General features: G+C 69.6%; 20 protein-coding genes. 9 read left to right on the top strand and 11 right to left on the bottom strand.

Features of this window, described 5'->3' with window-relative positions:
- Window positions 1–64: 64 nt before the first annotated feature.
- From FHS44_RS39435 to FHS44_RS39420, 4 genes are all read right to left on the bottom strand, one after another.
- Window positions 65–529: a hypothetical protein gene (locus FHS44_RS39435; protein ID WP_184725612.1), complete on the bottom strand. Its 465-nt coding sequence runs from the start codon at window positions 527–529 to the stop codon at window positions 65–67.
- A 98-nt stretch (window positions 530–627) separates the two neighbouring features.
- Window positions 628–1,440: an alpha/beta hydrolase gene (locus FHS44_RS39430; RefSeq protein WP_184725610.1), complete on the bottom strand. Its 813-nt coding sequence runs from the start codon at window positions 1,438–1,440 to the stop codon at window positions 628–630.
- Window positions 1,441–2,159: 719 nt separating this feature from the next.
- Window positions 2,160–2,576 carry a PPOX class F420-dependent oxidoreductase gene (locus tag FHS44_RS39425; RefSeq protein ID WP_184725608.1) on the bottom strand — a complete coding sequence of 139 codons (417 nt, stop codon included), beginning with the start codon at window positions 2,574–2,576 and terminating at the stop codon, window positions 2,160–2,162.
- 73 nt (window positions 2,577–2,649) lie between these two features.
- On the bottom strand, window positions 2,650–3,510 hold the full coding sequence (locus FHS44_RS39420) for a helix-turn-helix transcriptional regulator (protein WP_184725606.1): 861 nt from the start codon (window positions 3,508–3,510) through the stop codon (window positions 2,650–2,652).
- 111 nt (window positions 3,511–3,621) lie between these two features.
- Here FHS44_RS39420 and FHS44_RS39415 point away from each other — a divergent pair, with 111 nt between their 5' ends.
- On the top strand, window positions 3,622–4,386 hold the full coding sequence (locus tag FHS44_RS39415) for an SDR family oxidoreductase (protein WP_184725604.1): 765 nt from the start codon (window positions 3,622–3,624) through the stop codon (window positions 4,384–4,386).
- A 345-nt stretch (window positions 4,387–4,731) separates the two neighbouring features.
- Here FHS44_RS39415 and FHS44_RS39410 read toward each other — a convergent pair whose 3' ends face one another.
- The 7 genes from FHS44_RS39410 to FHS44_RS39380 all read right to left on the bottom strand — a co-directional run bounded on the left by FHS44_RS39410 (window position 4,732) and on the right by FHS44_RS39380 (window position 10,449).
- Entirely contained in the window at window positions 4,732–5,076 is a 345-nt protein-coding gene (locus FHS44_RS39410; protein WP_184725603.1) for a hypothetical protein, read from the bottom strand.
- A gap of 1 nt (window position 5,077) precedes the next feature.
- Window positions 5,078–5,545 (bottom strand): hypothetical protein, encoded by a 468-nt coding sequence (locus FHS44_RS39405; protein ID WP_184725601.1) that lies wholly within the window; start codon window positions 5,543–5,545, stop codon window positions 5,078–5,080.
- Between the two features lie 491 nt (window positions 5,546–6,036).
- A complete protein-coding gene (locus FHS44_RS39400; protein ID WP_184725599.1) occupies window positions 6,037–7,455 on the bottom strand; it encodes a hypothetical protein in 1,419 nt (472 codons plus the stop codon).
- 178 nt (window positions 7,456–7,633) lie between these two features.
- A complete protein-coding gene (locus FHS44_RS39395; RefSeq protein WP_184725597.1) occupies window positions 7,634–8,365 on the bottom strand; it encodes a DUF6082 family protein in 732 nt (243 codons plus the stop codon).
- The gene (locus FHS44_RS39390) at window positions 8,365–8,976 is read right to left on the bottom strand and encodes a DUF6879 family protein (RefSeq protein WP_184725595.1); all 612 of its coding nucleotides are present in this window, start codon (window positions 8,974–8,976) and stop codon (window positions 8,365–8,367) included. The genes FHS44_RS39395 and FHS44_RS39390 overlap by 1 nt, the downstream gene beginning before the upstream one ends.
- Window positions 8,969–9,238, bottom strand: coding sequence for a hypothetical protein (locus FHS44_RS39385; RefSeq protein WP_184725593.1), 270 nt, complete (start codon window positions 9,236–9,238; stop codon window positions 8,969–8,971). Before FHS44_RS39385 ends, FHS44_RS39390 begins: the two co-directional genes overlap by 8 nt.
- 140 nt (window positions 9,239–9,378) lie before the next feature.
- Complete coding sequence (locus FHS44_RS39380) at window positions 9,379–10,449, bottom strand: ADP-ribosylglycohydrolase family protein (protein WP_184725591.1); 1,071 nt, start codon at window positions 10,447–10,449, stop codon at window positions 9,379–9,381.
- 85 nt (window positions 10,450–10,534) lie between these two features.
- Between FHS44_RS39380 and FHS44_RS39375 the strand changes: the two genes are divergently transcribed.
- The 8 genes from FHS44_RS39375 (at window position 10,535) to FHS44_RS39340 (ending at window position 18,860) form a co-directional block, all read left to right on the top strand.
- On the top strand, window positions 10,535–11,500 hold the full coding sequence (locus tag FHS44_RS39375) for a zinc-binding dehydrogenase (RefSeq protein ID WP_184725589.1): 966 nt from the start codon (window positions 10,535–10,537) through the stop codon (window positions 11,498–11,500).
- Between the two features lie 644 nt (window positions 11,501–12,144).
- Window positions 12,145–13,191 carry an NrtA/SsuA/CpmA family ABC transporter substrate-binding protein gene (locus tag FHS44_RS39370; protein WP_184725587.1) on the top strand — a complete coding sequence of 349 codons (1,047 nt, stop codon included), beginning with the start codon at window positions 12,145–12,147 and terminating at the stop codon, window positions 13,189–13,191.
- Entirely contained in the window at window positions 13,188–14,030 is an 843-nt protein-coding gene (locus FHS44_RS39365) for an ABC transporter permease (RefSeq protein ID WP_184725584.1), read from the top strand. The genes FHS44_RS39370 and FHS44_RS39365 overlap by 4 nt, the downstream gene beginning before the upstream one ends.
- Entirely contained in the window at window positions 14,027–14,743 is a 717-nt protein-coding gene (locus FHS44_RS39360; protein ID WP_184725582.1) for an ABC transporter ATP-binding protein, read from the top strand. Before FHS44_RS39365 ends, FHS44_RS39360 begins: the two co-directional genes overlap by 4 nt.
- A 35-nt stretch (window positions 14,744–14,778) precedes the next feature.
- Window positions 14,779–15,855, top strand: a complete 1,077-nt coding sequence (locus FHS44_RS39355; RefSeq protein WP_184725580.1) for an ABC transporter substrate-binding protein — start codon at window positions 14,779–14,781, stop codon at window positions 15,853–15,855.
- A complete protein-coding gene (locus FHS44_RS39350) occupies window positions 15,852–16,820 on the top strand; it encodes an LLM class flavin-dependent oxidoreductase (RefSeq protein WP_184725578.1) in 969 nt (322 codons plus the stop codon). Before FHS44_RS39355 ends, FHS44_RS39350 begins: the two co-directional genes overlap by 4 nt.
- Window positions 16,810–17,961 carry an LLM class flavin-dependent oxidoreductase gene (locus tag FHS44_RS39345; protein ID WP_184725576.1) on the top strand — a complete coding sequence of 384 codons (1,152 nt, stop codon included), beginning with the start codon at window positions 16,810–16,812 and terminating at the stop codon, window positions 17,959–17,961. The genes FHS44_RS39350 and FHS44_RS39345 overlap by 11 nt, the downstream gene beginning before the upstream one ends.
- Window positions 17,958–18,860 carry an aliphatic sulfonate ABC transporter substrate-binding protein gene (locus FHS44_RS39340; RefSeq protein WP_184725575.1) on the top strand — a complete coding sequence of 301 codons (903 nt, stop codon included), beginning with the start codon at window positions 17,958–17,960 and terminating at the stop codon, window positions 18,858–18,860. Before FHS44_RS39345 ends, FHS44_RS39340 begins: the two co-directional genes overlap by 4 nt.
- The last annotated feature ends 73 nt before the right edge of the window (window positions 18,861–18,933 follow it).

The raw sequence follows: 18,933 nt of genomic DNA, 5'->3' as shown, positions 1-18,933 counted from the left end.
GGATCACCCGAGGATGCCCTGCTCAACGGTCTGGACCCCGGCCGCTCGAATGGACGCGCTGAGGCTAGCGATCAACTCTCAAACACCTTCTGAGAGACATGTAGAAATCGTCGCTCGTTTCCCCGGAAAGCCGCGGCCTCTCTGCGCTCCCGGTACGGGAGGCCGTTATCTTGTTTTTGGCTTCCTCCCAGTTCGTCTGGATCTTCCTCGCCGCATCAGGAAGGAGATTTTCGGGAAGCTCGGACAGGTAGTAGGACCGGATGATGTAGATTTTTCCGGTGGGCTTGTTCCCATAGTTCGGGATACATGGATGGTCGGCGAGGCTGGTGGGGACAAGTTCGAGTTTCGGGGGAGGGGTGATTCCGGCGATGGCCGTACGGATGAGCCTCTCGACTCGTTCGGTGGCCTGAGTTTCGGACAGAGAGGGGCCTTCGGCCGTCATCGCTTCCTCCGTGGGGCTGCTGAGACAGCCTGTCGTCAGTAATACCAACACCGCCGACACCGTCGCGATGCGCAGCCGTCGTGTCATGTCTCCCTTTCCTGCGCTGGTGAACAGCCGATGAAGGTTGCCGGCCTGCGGTTGTCGAGCTCTGTGCCCCGACGCGGGAGCCGGTCGGGATTCCCGCATCATTGCTTCCCGGCGAGAACCATGGCGTAATCAGTGTGGGAACTGACCTCTTCGGTTATTCCGGTGACGATATAGCCGATATTCTGGAGTGAATCTTTTTCTTTCACCCAATAATCGGAATGACCGCCTTCTCCGGTGCGGAAACGGGTGGCGCCGAACCCGGACTTGCTGGGGTTCGCGGTGAACCAGCCAGCCTTGGCGACCAGATCGTCGTCGTTGGCTCCCACCCACACATGCTCTGCGTCGATGCCCAAATCCACGGCCTGTTCGACACCGACGCCGGGGCTGCCGACAAACACCAGGTCGTCGGCGAACGTGCCGAAGGGGCGTTGTGCCGCGGCCTTTCCTGTGGTCAGGGAGCCGTAGCTGTGTCCCACCATGGTCAGATGGGTCGGCACCTCGGGGTCGTGGGTGCTGTGCACCCCGTCGACGAAGGAGAGCAGTTCCTTCGATCCCTTCTCGGCGGCCCCGCTCATAGCCACTGTTTTGGCGGGGTTGACCAGCCCAGGATCGACCTGGGGAGCGTCGTAGCCGAGCCAGGCGATCGAGGCGGTCTTCTTGAGCGGGTCCACGCTGTTCGCCTGGTCCCACACGACCAGGGAACGCCGGAAGTCTTCGGTGCTGTTCTCCACCTGGGTGGTCAGACCGGGCACATACGTGGTGATGTGGTGAGCCTTGTCGGGGTCGCCATACGACACCACCGCCCGGCCATGCGGGGCCGTGGCGTCGAAGAGCAGCAACAGTGCCGGTGGGCGGCCCTCCTTGTCTCCCTTGTCGAGGGCTGCCCGTACCTCCGCGGCGGCCTTCAGCATGGCTGAGGCGTGGTCTCTCTCCTCTTGTGCGACCGTACGTTGCGCTTCAACGGCGAATCCACGCACAGCCGTGAGCACATGTTCTGCATCTGGGACCCGGCTTCGAGCAAAGGAGGGCCGGTCCTGTTCAGTTCCCTGATGAGGGATTCCATCTGTCCGACGTCTATCCCCCGGAAACCGCTGGGACCTGCGGACATGGTCGTCCGGGGTGGTGTGACCACCTGAATTCGTGGAGGGGACGTTCCCCCTCTCCGTACGATCAATTCCGCGATTTCGTCCAGTGCCCGTTGGAACGCCTGTTGTAGCAGTGCGCGACGTTGGAACAACTCTTTGGCGAAGGTGGGGGCACCGCCGCCCACCCAGGTTTCGGCCTGCGCTATCTGGCTGGCCTTGTCCAGGCCCGAGGCATTGGCTTGTGCGAGCCCGGCAATCCTACGGTGTGCTTCGACGGCGGCTTCCGTTTCGGCGTTCATGCTCGGGGCTGTCACCGCGGTATTCCACCATGAAAGGTTCCCGTTGATCAACGCCGGGGGTTTCGTGGGACGGTTTCTCTGTTTAGAGGGATGCAGTGGCCCTCACGTCTACCTTTTTGGGGTGGTGTTTCTGAATTTTCCGGCGCGTGCCGGGCGCTGCCGTACGGCATGAAAAACGGGGGCGAAGGCGGGGAGTGTCCTGCCCCCTGAGCTGTTGTCCGAGATCAGGGGGGAGGTCACGCCTGGTCAGGCCTGGTTGTTGTCCTTGAGGGTGCCCCAGCCGTGCCAGCGGTCTATTTGGATCCAGGCGCTTACTCGGGTGCGGTCTCGGCGGGGGTATTTTCTGCCGGTGTAGTGCTCGGAGATCCGGTCGATGTCGGTGAGGTCCTCGTCGTCGTGGATGTCGGTGACGTGGCCGATGAGGCTGATGTGGGTGTACCAGTCGCTCTCGTCGAGGACGGTGAGGGTGACGCGGGGGTCGTTGCGGAGGTGGTCGAGGCGTTTGCGGCCCTCGTCCAGGTTGACCAGGATCCGGCCGTCGTCCCAGAGGTACCAGGTGGCCGTGGAGACCGGCTGGCCGTCGGGCTGGAGTGTGGCGATGACGGCGGGGTTGGCCTTTCTCAGCATGGCGACTGCCTCTTCGGGAAGCGGCGGCTTCGACATGGTCCCTCCAGTTCGCGGTTCGCAAGATGTGCGTTCACGGTGCCACATCCCCGGTGTGTACGGCTTCGCGGCCCTATGGGAAGGACGTTTCCCCGGGGATGGGGAAGTGTTGGTGGCCCAGGACGGACAGGAGGCGGAGTTTCTCGTGGGCCTCGGTGTGCGGGGGAGCGGTGAGCACGAGCAGCGCCTGGGACTGGTCCTCGGTGAACAGGACCTGGCAGTCCAGTTCGATCGGGCCGAGTTCGGGATGGATCAGTGTCTTGTGGTCCTCGAAACGCCTGGCGACCTCGTGCCGTTCCCACAGCTCGGCGAACTCGGTGCTCGCCTTCCGCAGCGCCCTGACCAGCTCACCCGCTCTGGAACGGGGTCCCATCGACCCGTAGGCCGCCCGGAGGTTCGCGACCTGGGTACGGCTGTGCCTGTCATGGTCCTCCTCGGGGTAGCGCGACCGCGCCGAGGGATCGGTGAACCAGCGGTAGGCCTCGCTGCGGGCCAGGCCGGTGTGGTGGGAGCCGTCACCGAACAGGGCGTCGGCCATCCGGTTCTGGACCAGCGGTTCGCCCAGGTTGGACAGGATGAGCGCCGGAGTGTCGTCGAGACGGTCGAGCACCCGCAGCAGGGCGGGGGCGACGTGCGCCGCGACCGAGACCGCCGCCGGAGGGGTGTGCCCCGCCACCTGGAACAGGTAGTCACGCTCGTCGGTCGTCAGCCGTAGCGCGCGGGCGAGTGAGGCGAGCATCTGCTCGCTCGGCTGGGGGCCGCGCCGCTGTTCGAGCCGCGTGTAGTAGTCGGCCGACATCGCGGCCAGCGCCGCCACCTCCTCACGCCGCAGGCCGGGGGCACGGCGGCGCGCGCCGGTCGGCAGGCCGACGTCCCGAGGCTGCAGTGCCTCACGGCGACGGCGCAGGAAGTCGGCGAGCGCGCTGCGATCCATGGGTTCAGTATCCGCCCCCGACCCCCACGCCGACGGCCGTGAACCAAGGACCGCCGATCCCCCGATGCGGCGTCCCTGAATAGGCCGCGGCCCACGGAGCAGGCTGGACGTATGAACATCTCAGGGAACACCGTCTTCATCCCGGGCTCGACGAGCGGCATCGGTCTGGCCCTCGCCCTCGAACTGGAGGCCAGGGGGAACAGGGTCATCGTCGGCGGCAGGCGCGCGGACCTGCTCGAACGGATCGCCGCCGAGCATCCGGGCCTCGACACCGTACGGATCGACACGGCCGACCCCGCGAGCATCGAGTCCGCCGCAAAGGAGGTGCTGACCAGGCACCCGGACCTCAACGTCCTGGTCACCATGGCCGGGATCATGCGCGTCGAGGACTGGCACAGGCCGCAGACCTTCCTCGCCTCGGCGGAGGAGACCATCACCACCAACGTGCTCGGCCCCATCCGGCTCATCGCCGCGTTCGTCGAGCACCTCCAAGAGCAGTCGGACGCCACCATCGTCACCGTCTCCTCGGGGCTGGCTTTCGCGCCGCTCAGGGTCACGCCCAGCTACAACGCGTCCAAGGCCGCGATCCACATGCTCAGCGAGTCGGTACGGCTCCAGCTCGCCGACACGAACGTGAAGGTCGTGGAACTCGTGCCGCCGGCCGTCAGGACCGCGCTGCTGCCCGGCCAGGAGGAGAGCGACTTCGCGATGCCGCTTGAGGAGTTCGTGACGGAGGTCGTCGAACTGCTGCGGGAGCAGCCGGACGTCAAGGAGATCCAGGTCGAACGGGTGAAGTTCCTGCGCTACGGCGAGGCACGCGGCGACTACGACCGGGTCGTCGAGACACTCAACGCCTCCGACCCGCACGGGAGGTAGCGACGGCGCTCGTGTCCCGCACGGGCGGTGGTGAAACGTCTCAGGTCCACGCGGGAAGCTTCGAGCCACATGGGAGGTAGCGACGGCGCTTGCGTTCCGCACGGGCGGGAGCGAAACGCCTCAGGTCCGCGCGGAAGCAGTGAAGACCTCTCTGAGCCACATGGGAGTGAAGGCGCCTGCGATCCGCACGGACAGTAGTGAAACGTCTCAGGTCCATGCGGAAAGCAGTGAAAACGCCTCCGACCCGCACGGGAGGTAGCGACGGTGCCTGCGTCTCGCACGGGCGGTGGCGAAATGCCTCAGGTGGAAGCAGTGAACATGCGTCGTCGCCGTTGAGCGTCGGTCTCAGGCGTCGCCGATTCGTTCCAGGGGGTCGAGGAGAAGCCAGAAGCCGTCGTTTCCCGCCTCGGCCAGGACCGTCTGCGGTCCGGTGTCGGTCTCGTGCGGGCGGAGTTCGAGGTGGAGCGACACGGCGTCCTCCCCGGCGTCCACGGGCTCGATTCGCAGGTGTGCCCGGCCCAGCATGCGCCAGCGGAACCCCAGGGTCTCCCCGCCGAAGGCCACCGAGTGGATGCGGAGCAGGCCCGTGCCGTCCGGGGCGAAGATCACCTCGTCGCCGACGAGCACGGTCGCCGTGCCGCGGGCCGTACGCCATCTGCCGATCGGACCTCGGCCCAGGACGTCGTCCACGCTAGGAACCGGACACGGGGGAGCAGTCGTAGGTCATGAGATAGACCTCCATGGAGATCGACCCGGGCGGGGCGGCGAGGTCGTGGAAGTTGCGGGTCACGGCCGCCCCGAAGATACGCGGGTAGGTCTCGCGGATGGCGGCGTTGACCCGGGTCGCCAGGCGCACGCCGTTACCCCCGCCACCGTCGGCGCCGAAGGTCAGCACCATGCCCGCGTGCCTCCCGGCCAGCTGGTCGCGGTGCCGCAGGAGCTCCTGCCTGACCTGTACGGCCAGCGCCTCGTCACCCATGCCGGGCGAGAGCTGGAAGGAGATCGTGATCGGCTTCGCCTGGACGTCCCCGAGGCGGCTGACACAGGGGGACGGAGCGGGTTTGCGGGAGGGCCGGGGCTTGGTGGACGCGCTGGCGTGCGGCGAGGGCCGGTCGGGGGTGGGGGAGGGAGTCGGCAGGGGGCGGACGGTGTCCCGCAACGGCCGGGCGGTGCCCGTGGCGGTGGGCCCCGCCTTCCCGGGGGCCTGGGCCTCCGTGGCGCCCTGGAACTTTTCAGTGGCCTGGACGTCCGGGGCGGGCCTGGATTCTCCGGTCTGAGAGGTCCCGGTCTGGGAAGCCTCAGCCTGAGAAGTCTGAGTCTGGGGGGCCTCGTTCTGGGAAGCCTCGGTCTGAGCAGTCCCGGTCCGGGGAGCGTCGGTTTGGGCAGCTTCGGTCTGAGGAGACCCAGCCTGAGGCGCCTCAGTCTGGGGAATCCCGGTTTGGGATGGTTTGGCGGGGTGAGGTTCCGTCGGAGGCTGGGCGTTCGCGGAAGTTCGTGCCTCGGGTGCGGTCGTGGGATGGGCCTCGGCGGCGGCCCGGGGGTGTGGGTCGGGGGACTGGGCGCCCAGCATGATGATCGTCACGCCGAGCAGCAGGTCGGCGAAGAGCCAGCCCGCGAGCAGGGTCGAGGTGGAGGTCCTGCGACGGGAGGTCACCAGGCGGCCCTCCGCCGTACGTCCTGGTCATCCTCGGCGCGGGAGTCGTCCGAGCGAGAACCCGCGCGGGAGTCGTCCCCGGCACGAGCTCCCACACGAGGGTCGTCCCCGGGACGAGAACTCGCACGGGAGTCCTCGGAGCGAGAACCCGCGCGGGCGGCCAGGCGTTCGACGCGGGACAGGCGGGCCTCGGTCGTGGCGGACCAGCCTTCGAGGGCCTCCTTGATCTCCGCGCCCGTGCCGCCGAAGGTGCGGCGGAACTCCTCCGTCGTGCCGAGGAGGGTGTCGTTGACCCGTTCCCCGAGGAGATCGACGGCCTTCTCCGTCGAGGAGCCGACCGCGTCGATCGACAGGGCGGCGCGGTCGACGGCGTAGCCGATGCTCTTGGTGGCGTCCACCAGTTTGTCGATCCGGCTGTCCAGGCCGGAGACCGTGCCCTGCACCGACCGCATGGAGCGGACGAGTTCGTCGTTGAACGAGCGCCGCATGTCGAGGGTGGTCTGCGAGATGGTCGTCGAGAGCTGGTTGCCCGCCTTGGTCACGGCCTGTCCGGTCTTGGTGCCCGCGCTGTCGATCATGGCGGACGCGCGTGCGACGACCGTGGTGAGGTCGTCGCAGGTGCTGTTGACGGCCGCCAGTTGTTTGCCGAGGAGTTCGACGCCGTCGCGTACGTCGAGCGCGCTCGCGGTCAGCGCGTCGGTGGTCTTCCTGGTCGCCTCCAGGGTCAGGGTGAGCGCCTCGACCAGTTCGGTGTGCACCTTGCGCGCCATCGTGCCGACGGAGCCGATGTCGGCCGCCGCCTTGCTCAGCTCGGCGCCGAAGCGGGCGGGGGAGGACAGCCGGACCGCGCCGAGCAGGAGGCTCGCCCGGGTGAGCGCGGCGCGCAGCCGTACGCGCAGGGTGGCGAGGTCACGCTCGGCGGCGTCCTCCTTCCTGTTCTTCGTGACGTTCTCCAGCACCGTCCAGAGGATGAGGCAGAAGATCGCCGCGAGCGTGCACAGCGCGATGTTGTCGAACTTGAAGAACTCGGGCAGCCTGCCGTCGAAGCCCTGCTGCCACATCTCCAGGAAGGGGCGGCGGGCCGCCTCCGGGCCTCCCGTGTCGAGGACGTCACCGTAGGCGCCCGTGGCCATCATCAGCCCGAGCCAGGTGATGAAGATCGGCACGAAGACCAGGGCGGGGCCGACAGCGGCGCCCAGCCCGAACCGTCGTCCGCGCTCCTGCTGGGCCTCGGTGAGGATGGTGTCGTCGGGGGAGAAGGCGGCGAACAGGTCGATCTCACACCAGCGTTCCGCCTCGCCGGGATCGATGACCGCATCCGCGAGGTCGTGGAGCTGGTCCTGGCGGGCCGCCAGACAGGGGTGACCGGCAAGTTCGCGAAGCTCGGCGGCGAGCTCCTGGTCCGTCACGGACACTCGACGTCCCCTCTCGATGACGCTGGGCGCCGTCCGCCGATCCGATGGACCGGTGCACGCCGCCGGAAGGCGTGATCATTTCGGCATACGGCGGATCTGTCAAAGGAAGAAAAGAGGGATCGGTACGGTGACACGGAGAATCGCCGCAATGACGACGTGTGTCCCTCGTGCCGGATGCTCAGCCGCCGCCGGACCGCGCACGAAACGCCCTGCGACGCCGTACGGCCAGCAACGCCAGGAGCAACAGCCAGCCTCGCACGGGACGCCGGGCAGGGGGCTCGGGAAGAGGGGCGGCCGGGACGGGGACCGTACGGTAGACCTCGTCGAGGATGCGGTTGAAACGCCGCTCCCTGCGGGTGCCCGCGCTCACCAGGCGGCGTCGCCTGGCGTCGGTCCAGAACCGCCACCCCGTGGGGCCCGCCAGTACGACCGACGCGACCGACCGCAGGTGCGCCTCGGTGATGGCACGTAGCTCCCACATCATCAGCCAGTGGTTGACGATCATGTTGACGTACATGTGGGCGCGTTGCTCGTCGGCGTCCTGGGAGGTGAAGAACGTCCCCCAGCAGGCCCGGTAGAGCGGGTCGTCCATGGCCATCCGCATGAGGTCGGTGTGCAGGGCGCGCAGCGTCTGCTCACGGCCCGCCTTGGCCTCGCGCGCCTGCAGGATCAGCGAGGCCGTCACCCCCATGAGGGCGAAGACGGCAAGGACGGCCGAGGCCGCCCCGTAGGTCTGGCCGATGTCGCTCAGCCTGTTCCAGTCGGCGTCCTGGTCGTTGAGCAGGGTGAGAAAAAGCGGAGATATCACCACGAAGCCGGGTACCGCCAGCACAAGGAGGAAGAGCAGGGCGAGGAGAAGGAAGCGGCGCCCGCCTCCGGCGAGTCGGTTGAACAGGGGGCCGCCACGCACTACCCGAGCTTTCTGCCCGTGGTCGGTAACGGGGGAGGAAGCGCCTGCCGCTCCCGTTCGAGGAAGGGAAGGAGGTCCTCGCCACGCGCGTAGAGGTCCTCGACGTCGCTCTTGCAGCCCTCGATCAGCCCGGGGTCGGTGATCCTGCGGGCGCCGCTGAGCGTCCCGCCCTCGTCGTAGAGGACCTCGTACATGACCGAGGAGCCAAGGATGACCAGCTCGGGCAGGTCGCGGCCCGGCTCCAGCTCCTCGGCGTCCAGGACGCGGATCTGCTCTCCCGCCTGCGCTCTCAGCCGGATGAAGTACAGCTCCCAGCGAAGATAGGGACTGTACGGCCTGCGCACGACACGCAGGCGGCGCATCGGGAACCCGGGGGCCTCCAGGACGGGACTCTGGATCTCGTCGCGGGTCTCGTCGATGATGCGCAGCGCCTCGTCCCAGTCGCCCCGGTCCAGGGCCTGCCAGCTTGGGTTGCGCGGTTCCCGGAACGACTGGCGGCATTCGAGCTTCCAGAAAACCCCGTCGATCTCCTGGAAATACGGCCAGAAATCCGAAATATACTCTTCCGGGCTTAAAGTCTCCGCTTTATATGCGCTTATATCATCAATCATCTGGTATATCCCGTTTTGCGGAGATGAGCTGGATCCGGGGAATCACCACCGGGCGTTCGTCACGCGAGAGGCCCACCCCTTCGGGGAGCCGGTCCCGGTAGTCCTCGGTGAGGTCGCGGCCGATCACCGCGATGTCTCCGTTGGAGAGCTCCCAGATGTCCGGGCAGTCCGGACTCGCGGTCGTGGTGCCGAGTTCCAGCGGTGAACTGCCGAGGCGCCTGCTCAGCTCGGCGCGCGGATCGGCCTCCCAAGGACGTGCCATGATGCCCTCGATTCGCCGGGCTCTCCAACGTCCCCCGAGTTTCACATGATCCATCCGGCCCCGCAATGGACCTCGCCGATGGCTTTTCCTGACGGCCCGGCGGAAATCCCGCCGAATGAGTAATTGGAAGCGGGCCGTGGTCAGTCGCGGGGATACCGTTTCTCCCAGGACCCGTCCGCCGCGGTCTCCCCGGCCGTCCAGGTCACGAAGTCGTCGGCGAGGTCGGTGATGGTCTCGCGGCCTTCGAGGTCGGCGAGCCAGTCGGTGGGCAGGGACCGATGTCCGTGCAGGGCGCCCAGGAGGTTGCCGCAGACGGCGCCGGTCGAGTCGCTGTCGCCGGAGTGGTTGACCGCGAGCAGCAGCGCCCGCCGCAGGTCGCCGGGGCCGGGATGGACCAGCGCGCAGTAGACCGCGATGGCCAGTGCCTCCTCGGCGACCCACGCCCCGCCGAGCGACTCGACCCGCTCCGGGCTCGGGTCTCCCTGCTCCGCCAGGCGTACGGCGGCGCGCAGCGCCAGGCTCGTCTCCTCGTGGGCGGGATGGCCCGCCAGCAGATCCGCCGCTCCCTGTACGGCGGAGCCCAGCGGTTCACCGGCCAGCACGAGATGGACCATGGCGGCGAAGGCGCCCGCCGCGAGGTAGCCGGTCGGATGGCCGTGGGTGATCTGCGCGCACCGGGCCGCCAGTTCGAAAGCCTCCCGGGCGTCCCGCGCGCCGTACCCGAACGGGGCGGAGCGCATGACCGTGCCGCAGCCCTTGGACTCGGGGTTGACCGGCCCCCGCTCGCCGAACGGCGCCGGGCCCGCGAAGCCGTACGTGAGGCCGGACATGCACGCGTTGCCGGGGGCCCGCCGCGCGTAGAGCCAGCCCTGCTCACCCAACCAGCCAGAAGAGTGGGAGGGCCCCGGGAGTCGCTGGGTGTCCAGCCAGCGCAGGTAGGCGTTTCGTACGGCGGGGACGTCGCCGCCGCGGATCAGGCCCTCGACGGTGAACAGCGTCATCTGGGTGTCGTCGGTGACGAGGCCGACCTTGCCGAGCGAGTCGGGGACCGGGCCGGTCACGCCCGCGAGGCCGTACTGTCTGCGGATGCCGTCGATCGAGTCGAACTCGATGGGCGCGCCAAGCGCGTCACCCAGGGCGCCGCCGAGCAGGCTGCCCAGCACCCGGCTCCGGTAGGCGGCGAGGTCGTCGGGGGAACGTCGCACGATCATGACGGCTACTCTATGGCGCCCACTTGACCTAAATGAAAGTTGAGGTTGAAGGCTGTTCCCCAGACGCCGAAGGGGGAGTTGCCGGATGAGAGCCGTACAGGTGGTCAGGTTCGGGGGACCGGAGACGCTGGTGACCGGGCGGCTGCCCGAGCCGGTCGCGGGGGCCGGGCAGGTCGTGGTCGAGGTCGCCGTGGCGGACGTGCTGTTCCTGGACACGCAGCTACGCGGCGGCTGGGCCGAGTACTTCGACGTGCGCCCGCCGTACGTGCCGGGGAGCGGGGTCGGGGGCCGGGTCGTCGCGGTCGGCGAGGGGGTCGATCCCGGCTGGACCGGCAGGGACGTGGTCACCACGGTCGTCGGGGGCGCCTACGCGGAGCGGGCCGTCGCCGTGGCCGAGGGGCTGGTGCCGGTGCCGGACGGGCTGGACATGCGGGAGGCCGTGGCGCTCCTGCAGACCGGCCCCGCCGCGCTGCGCCTGGCCGACGAGGCGAGGATCGCGCCGGGGGAGTGGGTGCTCGTCACCGCGGCGGCCGGTGGTCTCGGCAGCCTGCTGGTCCAGCTCGCGCACGCGGCGGGCGCCAGGGTCGTCGCGGCGGCGCGGGGGGAGCGCAAACTCGCCTTCGCCCGTGAGCTGGGCGCCGACGTCACGGTCGACTACTCGGAGCCCGGCTGGACGGAACAGGTGCGCCGGGCGACCGGTTCTGATGGGCCGGACGTGGTCTTCGACGGGGTCGGCGGGGAGATCGGCCTGGCCTCGTTCGGGGTCACGGCGCGCGGTGGCCGCTTCTTCGGGTACGGCGCGCCCAGCGGCGGCCTCACCGAGGTGGACCGGGAGGAGGCGCGGCGCCGGGAGGTGGACGCGCACGGGATCGAGCAGGTGCAGTTCTCCCCCGAGGAGATCGCGAAGCTGGCAGGGCAGGCCCTGGCGGAGGCGGCCGCGGGCCGGATCAGGCCGGTCATCGGACGGACCTTCCCACTGGAGCGGGCGGCGGACGCGCACATCGCCCTTGAGTCCCGCGAGGTCCTCGGCAAGGTCCTGCTGCTGATCTGACCCCCCTGGGAACCCCTGGCACGCCAGGGGTTCTTCCATGTCTGGACCCGGTGCGTGCGGGCCCTCTCCGGCGAGCATCGGGTACGGCATGCGGGGTTGCCCGGCGAGCAAGAAGGCATCTGGTGAGCGGGAAGTACGGCAAGAGGGCGCTCGGCGGGCATGTCGCCTTCGAGAAGGCGCTTACCGGGCAGGCCATGATCGTCCGAGTCCCTCGCACGATTCCCATGATGTGGTCAACCACGCGAGGCCCACCGTCTCAGCCCAGGTGACGGTCCCGGGCGAAGATCCCGTGGAGAGCCTCGGTAGCGGGACGAACACCCAAAATCCCACCCCCGCCTCAAATGGTATGACATTTCCGGTCCCATATCGTGGGAACAGGGTTGACGGTGATTAAACCTACCTGAAATATAGGGAATGTGTCGCGAGTCCCCCTGACCCTCCGCCGGGTCGTCGATCTCATGCGTCTGGACAGCACCCTCTGTCCGTGACGCGCTCCGTCCTCCACGTTGAGCCTGTCGACCTCTCCTTCCTTCCTCTCGCGTGCCGTACGCCGTCGTTCCCATGACGCGTGCCACAGGCCGTCGCCGCGCGCACCCACCTCCCTGCTTCTCGACCCTCTCGATCTTCAAAAGGGGCCAGCCATCATGCGGACTTCTCCTCCACGGACGCGCGTCGCGCTCGTGCTCGCGGCGCTGACACTCACCGCCCTCACCGCCGCCTGCGGAGGAGGCGGCGCGGGCAAGACGGCGGCCGCGGCCGCCGGGGACCCCGCGGGCAAGGACGGCGGGGCCGTACTCAGGATCAAGGACCCGGGCAACGCCGGGCCGCTGGCCGTCGCCAAGAAGGAGGGGATCCTGGAGAAGCGGCTGGCCGAGGTCGGGGCCAAGGTGGAGTGGGGCGGCTCCTACGCCTCCTTCACGGCCACCGTGGACGCCGTCCGCTCCGGCTCGATCAACGTGCTCGAAGGGGCGATCTCCCCGGTCCTCGGCTATCTCGTGAGCAGCAAGGACATCAAGATCTTCGCGTTCACCGACCCGGAGACCGACGCCGAGGCGCCGCAGACCGACGGCCTCGTCGTCAAGCCGGACAGTCCCATCAAGACCGTCAAGGACCTGGTCGGCAAGCAGGTCGCGGTCAACAAGGGTGGCCGCGGGGAGTATCTCCTGCTGCTCGCCCTGCAGGAGGCCGGAATCCCCGCCGACCAGGTCAAGCGGGTCTACCTCAACCCCGACCAGGGCGCCTCCGCCTTCGCCACCGGCAAGGTGGACGCCTGGTGGGCGATCGTGCGGGCCTACCCCGAGGCGGTCGCCAAGGGGGCGCGGGTCGTGGTCCACGGCCGTGACCTGCCGGACAAGGACCTGAACATGCAGGCGGCCCGCACCGAGCTGCTCACCCAGCATCCCGAGGTCGTCCGCGTCTACCTGAAGGTCCTGCAGGAACTCACCGAGGAGGCGAAGACCAACCCCGGCAAGTTCCAGAACGTCTTCCTCACCCAGGGGCCGACCGCCCTGTCCGGCGCCCGGCTTGAGGAGGAGAACGCCAAGTCCCGGTACGCCAACGTGCCGCGCTTCGCCACCCCCGCCGACTCCTCCTACATCGCCGATGTGGCCTCGGTCTTCCAGAAGTACGGTGTGCTGCCCGGCGGGATCGACCCCAAGGACGTGATCTTCGACCTCAAGCCCGCGTCATGACGCTGGAGAAGATCCCCACGGTCACCCAGCCGATTCCCCTCGAACCACCCCGCTACCTGGGCTCGCGCAGACGCCCTCCCGGTCTCTCCGCCGCGCTGCGCCTGCTGGTCCCGCTGGTGCTGCTGGCGGCCTGGTGGTACGGCACCGCGACGGGGCTCATCTCCCCGGAGATCCTCGCCGGGCCGGGGGCCGTCGTCGCCGCACTCGGCGAACTGGCCGCGACCGGGCAGCTCGGCGACTACCTGCTGGCCTCGGCGCAGCGGGCCGGGCTCGGCGTCCTCACCGGCGGGGGGATCGGCCTCCTGCTCGGGGTGGTGGCCGGTCTGTCCGCCCTGGGGGAGGAACTGGTCGACCCGACCATGCAGATGAAGCGGGCCGTGCCGTTCCTGGCCCTGGTGCCGCTGTTCATCTCCTGGTTCGGCGTCGAGGAGACGTTCAAGGTAGTCCTGATCGCGGTCGCCGCGGCCAGCCCGATGTACGCCTACACCTACCTCGGGGTGCGCGGCGTGGACAGGAAGATCGTCGAGGCCGCCAGGGGGTTCGGGCTCACCGGGGTCAGGCTCGCCTTCGGCGTGATCGTCCCGACCGCGCTGCCCAACATCCTCATGGCCCTGCGCATCTGCCTGTCGGTCTCGCTGACCGGCCTGATCGCGGCCGAGCAGATCGGCGCGACCGAGGGGATCGGCTACCTCGTCACGCTGGCCCAGCAGTACTACCGAACCGACTACATGGTCCTGTGTGTCGTGATCTACGCCGTGCTCGGCCTGCTGATCGACCTGGTCATCCGGGGTGTCGAGCGGGTCGCCATGCCCTGGCGCGGGCAGGTGACGGCCCGGTGAGTGACACAGTGAGCGGCACGGCCGTCAGCATCAGGGGGCTGCGCAAGGCCTTCGGCGCCAAGACCGTCCTGGACGGGATCGACCTGGAGATCGGGCGGGGGGAGTTCTTCGTCCTGCTCGGGCCGAGCGGCACGGGCAAGACCACCCTGCTGCGCATCCTGGCCGGGCTCGAACTCCCCGACGGCGGAACCGTCCTGGCGCCGCGGCGCCGTACGACCGTCTATCAGGAGCCGCGCCTGGTCCAGGCCCGCAGGGTGCTCGCCAACGTCGTCCTGGGACTGCCCAGGTCGGCGCGCGAGGCGGGGCTGGCGGCGCTTGAGGAGGTCGGCCTCGCCGGACACGACAGGGCGTGGCCCGCGACCCTGTCCGGAGGGGAGGCGCAGCGGGTCGCCCTGGCCAGGGCCCTGGTCCGCGACCCCGAACTCCTCCTGCTCGACGAGCCGTTCGCCGCGCTCGACGCGCTGACCCGCCTGCAGATGCAGGAGCTGGTCGCCGAGCTGTGCGAGCGGCACCGGCCCGCCGTCGTGCTCGTCACCCACGACGTGGACGAGGCGGTACGGCTGGCGGACCGGGTCGTGGTGCTGCGGGACGGCGCCTTCGCCGTCGAGCAGCCGATCGACCTTCCCCACCCGCGTGACCGCAACGACCCGGCGTTCATCGCCCACCGGCGGCTGTTCCTGTCCCACCTCGGTGTCGCCGCGACCGCGCACTGACCACTCGTAGAAGAAGAACAGTACGGAGGACTCACGTGTCCGCGATCGACAAGATCTGGTTCACCCGTTGCCCGGTTCCCACCGCGAGCGGGCTCGCCTACAACCTGGGCTGGCTCAACGAGGAGTTCGGCGAGGTCGGCGTCCTGCAGGACGCGGGCCCCGAGCTGGCGGAACGCCACTTCGACCACCAGCTCCTCGGGCTCTTCCGCGAGGGCGGGAACGTTCCCGCGCTGGCCGCCCACGCCGAGGGGGCCAGGACCCGCCTGATCGGCCTGACCTGGATCGAGGAGTGGCAGTCGATCCTGGTCCGCCCCGACTCGGGGATCACCGACGCGGCCGGGCTGCGCGGCGCCCGGGTCGCGCTGCCGAGGTGGGCCGAGACGCGCGCCAGGAGCTTCCCCAGGGCGATGGCCCTGCACGGGTTCAAGGGGGCGCTGTCCCAGGCCGGGCTCGGCTTCGACGACGTGACGTTCGTCGAGGTCGGCCAGCCGAGGTCCGACGTCGGGCGGGGCGCCGCGGAACGGGCCTGGTCGTGGCCCGGCATCGAGGAGCTGGCCTCGGGCGAGGTGGACGCGATCTACGTCAAGGGCGCCCGCTCGGCCGACCAGGCCAGGGAGATCGGCGCCGTCGTCGCCGTCGACCTGGACGCCGCCGACGACCGTCGCAGCCGCGTCAACAACGGCACCCCCAGGCCCATCACCGTGCACGAGGACCTGCTCACCGAGCACCCGGACCTGGTCGCCGCCTTCCTGGCCCAGACGCTGCGGGCCGCGGACTGGGCGGCGGACAACCTGGAGGCCGTCCGCGGCATCCTGGCCGCCGAGACCCGCTCGGAGAAGGACGGCGTCGTCACCGCCTACCGGGGCGACTTCCACCGCGGCCTCCACCCGGACCTGTCGCCGGAGCGGCTCGCGCTGCTGCGCCGTCAGAAGGACTTCCTGCTGCTGCACGGCTTCCTCGCCGCCGACGTCGATCTCGACGCCTGGGTTGCCCACGAGCCGCTGGCCGCGGCGCGGGAGCTGCTCGACGGGCGGCGCGCCGACGGTCTCTGGGCGGACGCGCCCGGCGAGGTGAAGGCCCGGATCGAGGGAGAGCGGGCGGGAGTCCGATGACCACGTTCCTGATCACCCTGCCGACCCGCGACAACGGCGGGCGCGGAGTCCGGGCCGAACTGCCCGGCTTCGTCACCGACCCCCGGGCGCCCTTCGGCCCGTTCGACCACCTGCTGAACGCGGGCAGGGCCGCGGAGCTCGCGGCTTTCGACGGCGCGCTGCTGCCCTTCGACCCGTGGGGGGAGGAATCGCTGGTCGCCGCGGGGAGCCTGCTCAGGCAGAGCCGCTGGCTGCGGGTGGCCGCCGGGTTCCACCCCGGCGTCGCGACCCCCGTCTACGCGGCGAAGGTCTCGGCCTCGCTGCAGCGCTTCTCCGGCGACCGCCTCGACTGGCGGGTCGTCGTGGACCTCGACCCCGAGGTCGCCAGGGCGCAGGGCGACTTCCTTGAGGGCGCGGACCGCTACGCGCGGGCCGAGGAGTTCCTCACCGTCGCCAGGGGCGTCTGGACGCAGGAGGACTACAGCTACGAGGGACGCTTCTACCAGGTGCTCGCCGGGGGCTTCCTGTCGCCGCTCGCGGGCAGGCCCTTCCCCCGGGTGTATCTGTCGGGAACCTCCCCGCAGGCGCTTGAACTGTCCGCCCGCCACGCCGACGTGCACCTGTTCGACCCCGGCGATGACTTCGAGGGTTCCGGTCTCCGGGACGTGACGTACGGCCTGCGCCTGCCGGTGCTCGTCCGTGACGACGACGAGGAGGCCTGGCGGGCGGCGCGGCGTCTGTGGCTGCGTGGCGGCGGCACCGAGGACACCCTGCCCGAGCTCGACCCGGACACCGGGCTGTGGAACGGCTTCCCGGGCCCCGGTCTTGTGGGGTCCCAGGAGAGCGTGGCGGCCAGGATCAGGGACTACGTGGACCGGGGGATTGGCGCCTTCGTCCTTGAGGCGACGCCGTACGTCGAGGAGACCTACCGCCTCGGGGAGCGGCTGCTGCCGCTGCTGGTGAAGGAGAACGCCCATGTCCGTTGACATCTACTGGCGGATCGGCACGCACGGCGACCAGCCGTCGCTGCGTAGGAGGGTAGCCAGCCGGGGCGAGTGGGCCCCGGTCGTGCCCGGCAGCCTGGCCCCGGGCGTGCGCGACGGGCGGCGGGACGGCTACAGCTACGTCGAGCACATGGGGGACGTCGCCAGGGCCTCGGAGGTCTCCGGCTTCGTCGGCGGGCTGCTGCCCTCGTTCCCGAACACCGACGACCCGTGGGCCACGGCGGCGACGCTGGCCAGGGAGACGACGACCTACCGGTTCATGATCGCCTTCCAGCCGGGCTTCCTCCACCCGGTGCAGGCGGCCCGGATGTCGGCGAGCCTCCAGCGCGCGACGGGCGGGCGGGTCGTCTACAACGTCATCTCCGGTGGCGGCGGCCCCGACCAGCTCTGGTGGGGGGACAAGGTCGCCCACGACGACCGCTACGCGCGGACCTCGGAGTTCCTCGACGTGCTCAGGGGCGTCTGGGACGGCGGGCCGTACGACTTCGAGGGGCGGTTCTACCGGGTCAGGGGCGCCGGGCTGCCGCAGGAGCTGACCGGGCAGCCCTTTCCCGAGATCTGCTTCTCCGGGTCGTCGAAGGCGGCCATCGACGCGGCCGGGCGGCACGCGGACTACTACCTGTCGTGGCTCGAACCCTTCCACGCGCTGAGTGAGAAGTTCGACCAGGTCAGGGCCAACAGCGACCGCACGCCCAAGTTCGCCGTCCGCATCGACGTGGTCGCCCGCGAGACCGAGGAGGAGGCCTGGGAGGAGATCCGCAGGGGCTGGGACAACATCGACCCGACCGTGCTCCGCGGCGCCACCGGCGACTCCATCGGCTGGCAGCGCAGCCAGTCGTTCGTCACGGGCGCCATCAACGGCCACCGCGACCTTGAGGTCACCCCGAACGTCTGGGGCGGCTTCCACCTGCTGCGGGGCGGGCCCGCCTTCGGGCTCGTCGGCAGCTACGAGCAGGTCGCCGAGCGGCTCGACGAACTGATCAACCTCGGTGTCGGCGCGTTCATCCTCGCCGGCGTGCCCCACCTGGAGGAGGCCTACCGCGTCGGCGAGAACGTCCTGCCGCTGCTGCGTGGCCACGACCTCCGCGTCACATCACCCCTTCCGGAAGGAACACCCTCATGAGCGTCCGCGTCGGCTACTTCCCGCACAACAACTCGCTGTGGGTCCTGCGGCACCGGGGCATCCTGGAGCGCGCGATCCCCGACGTCGAGTGGGTCGACCTGCGCGACCTCCCGGCCGGTGACAAGCCGGACCCGACCAAGGGGCTGCCCTCGGTCCACGGTGACCACCTCTTCGACGGCGGCTACGACTTCGTCGGCACCGGTTCGACGCCGCCGGTCACCGCCCAGGGCAAGGGCCACGACATCGTCTACGTGGCCGTCTCCGGCTCCCGCCACGAGAACGGCAGGCTGGTGGTGCGGGAGGACTCCCCGATCACCTCCCTGGAGGACCTGAAGGGGAAGAAAGTCGCGCTCGGACACGGCTCGTGGCAGACGACGCTGCTGCTGTTCGCCCTCGACAAGGCCGGGCTGACCTGGAAGGACATCGTCCCCGTTGACGCCGGGGTGGACGCGGGCGAGCTGTTCCTCAACGGGGAGGTGGACGCCTGGGTCGGCTCCTACCCCTCGCTCAGCAAGGTCGAGGCGCAGGCGCCGGTCCGCGAGCTGATCGCGACCGACGGGCTGTTCAGCCACCGCTCGCTCTGGTTCACCCGGCGCGACTTCGCCGAGCAGCACCCCGAGCAGCTCGCCGCGATCGTCGCCGCCCTGCAGGAGTCCGACACCTGGATCACCGAGAACTACCGCGAGGCGGCCGAGCTGTTCGCCGCCGACGACGGCGGTGACCTCGACCACTGGGAGAACGCCCTGCGCAAGCGCCCCTTCGGGCTGAACCCGGTGACCGAGGAGTTCGTCGCCGAGCAGCAGCGGGCCGCCGACCTCTTCCACGCCAGCGGCCTCATCGACCGCAAGATCACCGTCGCGGACGCCGTAGACCCGGAGATCGCCAAGCTGCTCAAGTGAACACCGTGGAAAGGCTCCTCCTCCGGAGGGGCCTTTCTTGCTGTTTCTCTTGAGTGTCGCCGCTTTGAGGGCT

Source organism: Streptosporangium saharense (assembly GCF_014203715.1).
GTDB classification, from domain to species: domain Bacteria; phylum Actinomycetota; class Actinomycetes; order Streptosporangiales; family Streptosporangiaceae; genus Streptosporangium; species Streptosporangium saharense.
Note: the sequence above shows the minus strand (reverse complement) of the source record. Positions and strands in the feature narration are given on the sequence as shown.

What these genes read in the sequence shown, in the direction of transcription:
- FHS44_RS39385 (WP_184725593.1), bottom strand. Translation starts at nt 9,238, where the DNA reads ATGGCACGTCCTTGGGAGGCCGATCCGCGCGCCGAGCTGAGCAGGCGC.
- FHS44_RS39380 (WP_184725591.1), bottom strand. Translation starts at nt 10,449, where the DNA reads ATGATCGTGCGACGTTCCCCCGACGACCTCGCCGCCTACCGGAGCCGG.
- FHS44_RS39350 (WP_184725578.1), top strand. Translation starts at nt 15,852, where the DNA reads ATGACCACGTTCCTGATCACCCTGCCGACCCGCGACAACGGCGGGCGC.
- FHS44_RS39435 (WP_184725612.1), bottom strand. Translation starts at nt 529, where the DNA reads ATGACACGACGGCTGCGCATCGCGACGGTGTCGGCGGTGTTGGTATTA.
- FHS44_RS39415 (WP_184725604.1), top strand. Translation starts at nt 3,622, where the DNA reads ATGAACATCTCAGGGAACACCGTCTTCATCCCGGGCTCGACGAGCGGC.
- FHS44_RS39370 (WP_184725587.1), top strand. Translation starts at nt 12,145, where the DNA reads ATGCGGACTTCTCCTCCACGGACGCGCGTCGCGCTCGTGCTCGCGGCG.
- FHS44_RS39390 (WP_184725595.1), bottom strand. Translation starts at nt 8,976, where the DNA reads ATGATTGATGATATAAGCGCATATAAAGCGGAGACTTTAAGCCCGGAA.
- FHS44_RS39365 (WP_184725584.1), top strand. Translation starts at nt 13,188, where the DNA reads ATGACGCTGGAGAAGATCCCCACGGTCACCCAGCCGATTCCCCTCGAA.
- FHS44_RS39340 (WP_184725575.1), top strand. Translation starts at nt 17,958, where the DNA reads ATGAGCGTCCGCGTCGGCTACTTCCCGCACAACAACTCGCTGTGGGTC.
- FHS44_RS39425 (WP_184725608.1), bottom strand. Translation starts at nt 2,576, where the DNA reads ATGTCGAAGCCGCCGCTTCCCGAAGAGGCAGTCGCCATGCTGAGAAAG.
- FHS44_RS39345 (WP_184725576.1), top strand. Translation starts at nt 16,810, where the DNA reads ATGTCCGTTGACATCTACTGGCGGATCGGCACGCACGGCGACCAGCCG.
- FHS44_RS39430 (WP_184725610.1), bottom strand. Translation starts at nt 1,440, where the DNA reads ATGCTGAAGGCCGCCGCGGAGGTACGGGCAGCCCTCGACAAGGGAGAC.
- FHS44_RS39420 (WP_184725606.1), bottom strand. Translation starts at nt 3,510, where the DNA reads ATGGATCGCAGCGCGCTCGCCGACTTCCTGCGCCGTCGCCGTGAGGCA.
- FHS44_RS39375 (WP_184725589.1), top strand. Translation starts at nt 10,535, where the DNA reads ATGAGAGCCGTACAGGTGGTCAGGTTCGGGGGACCGGAGACGCTGGTG.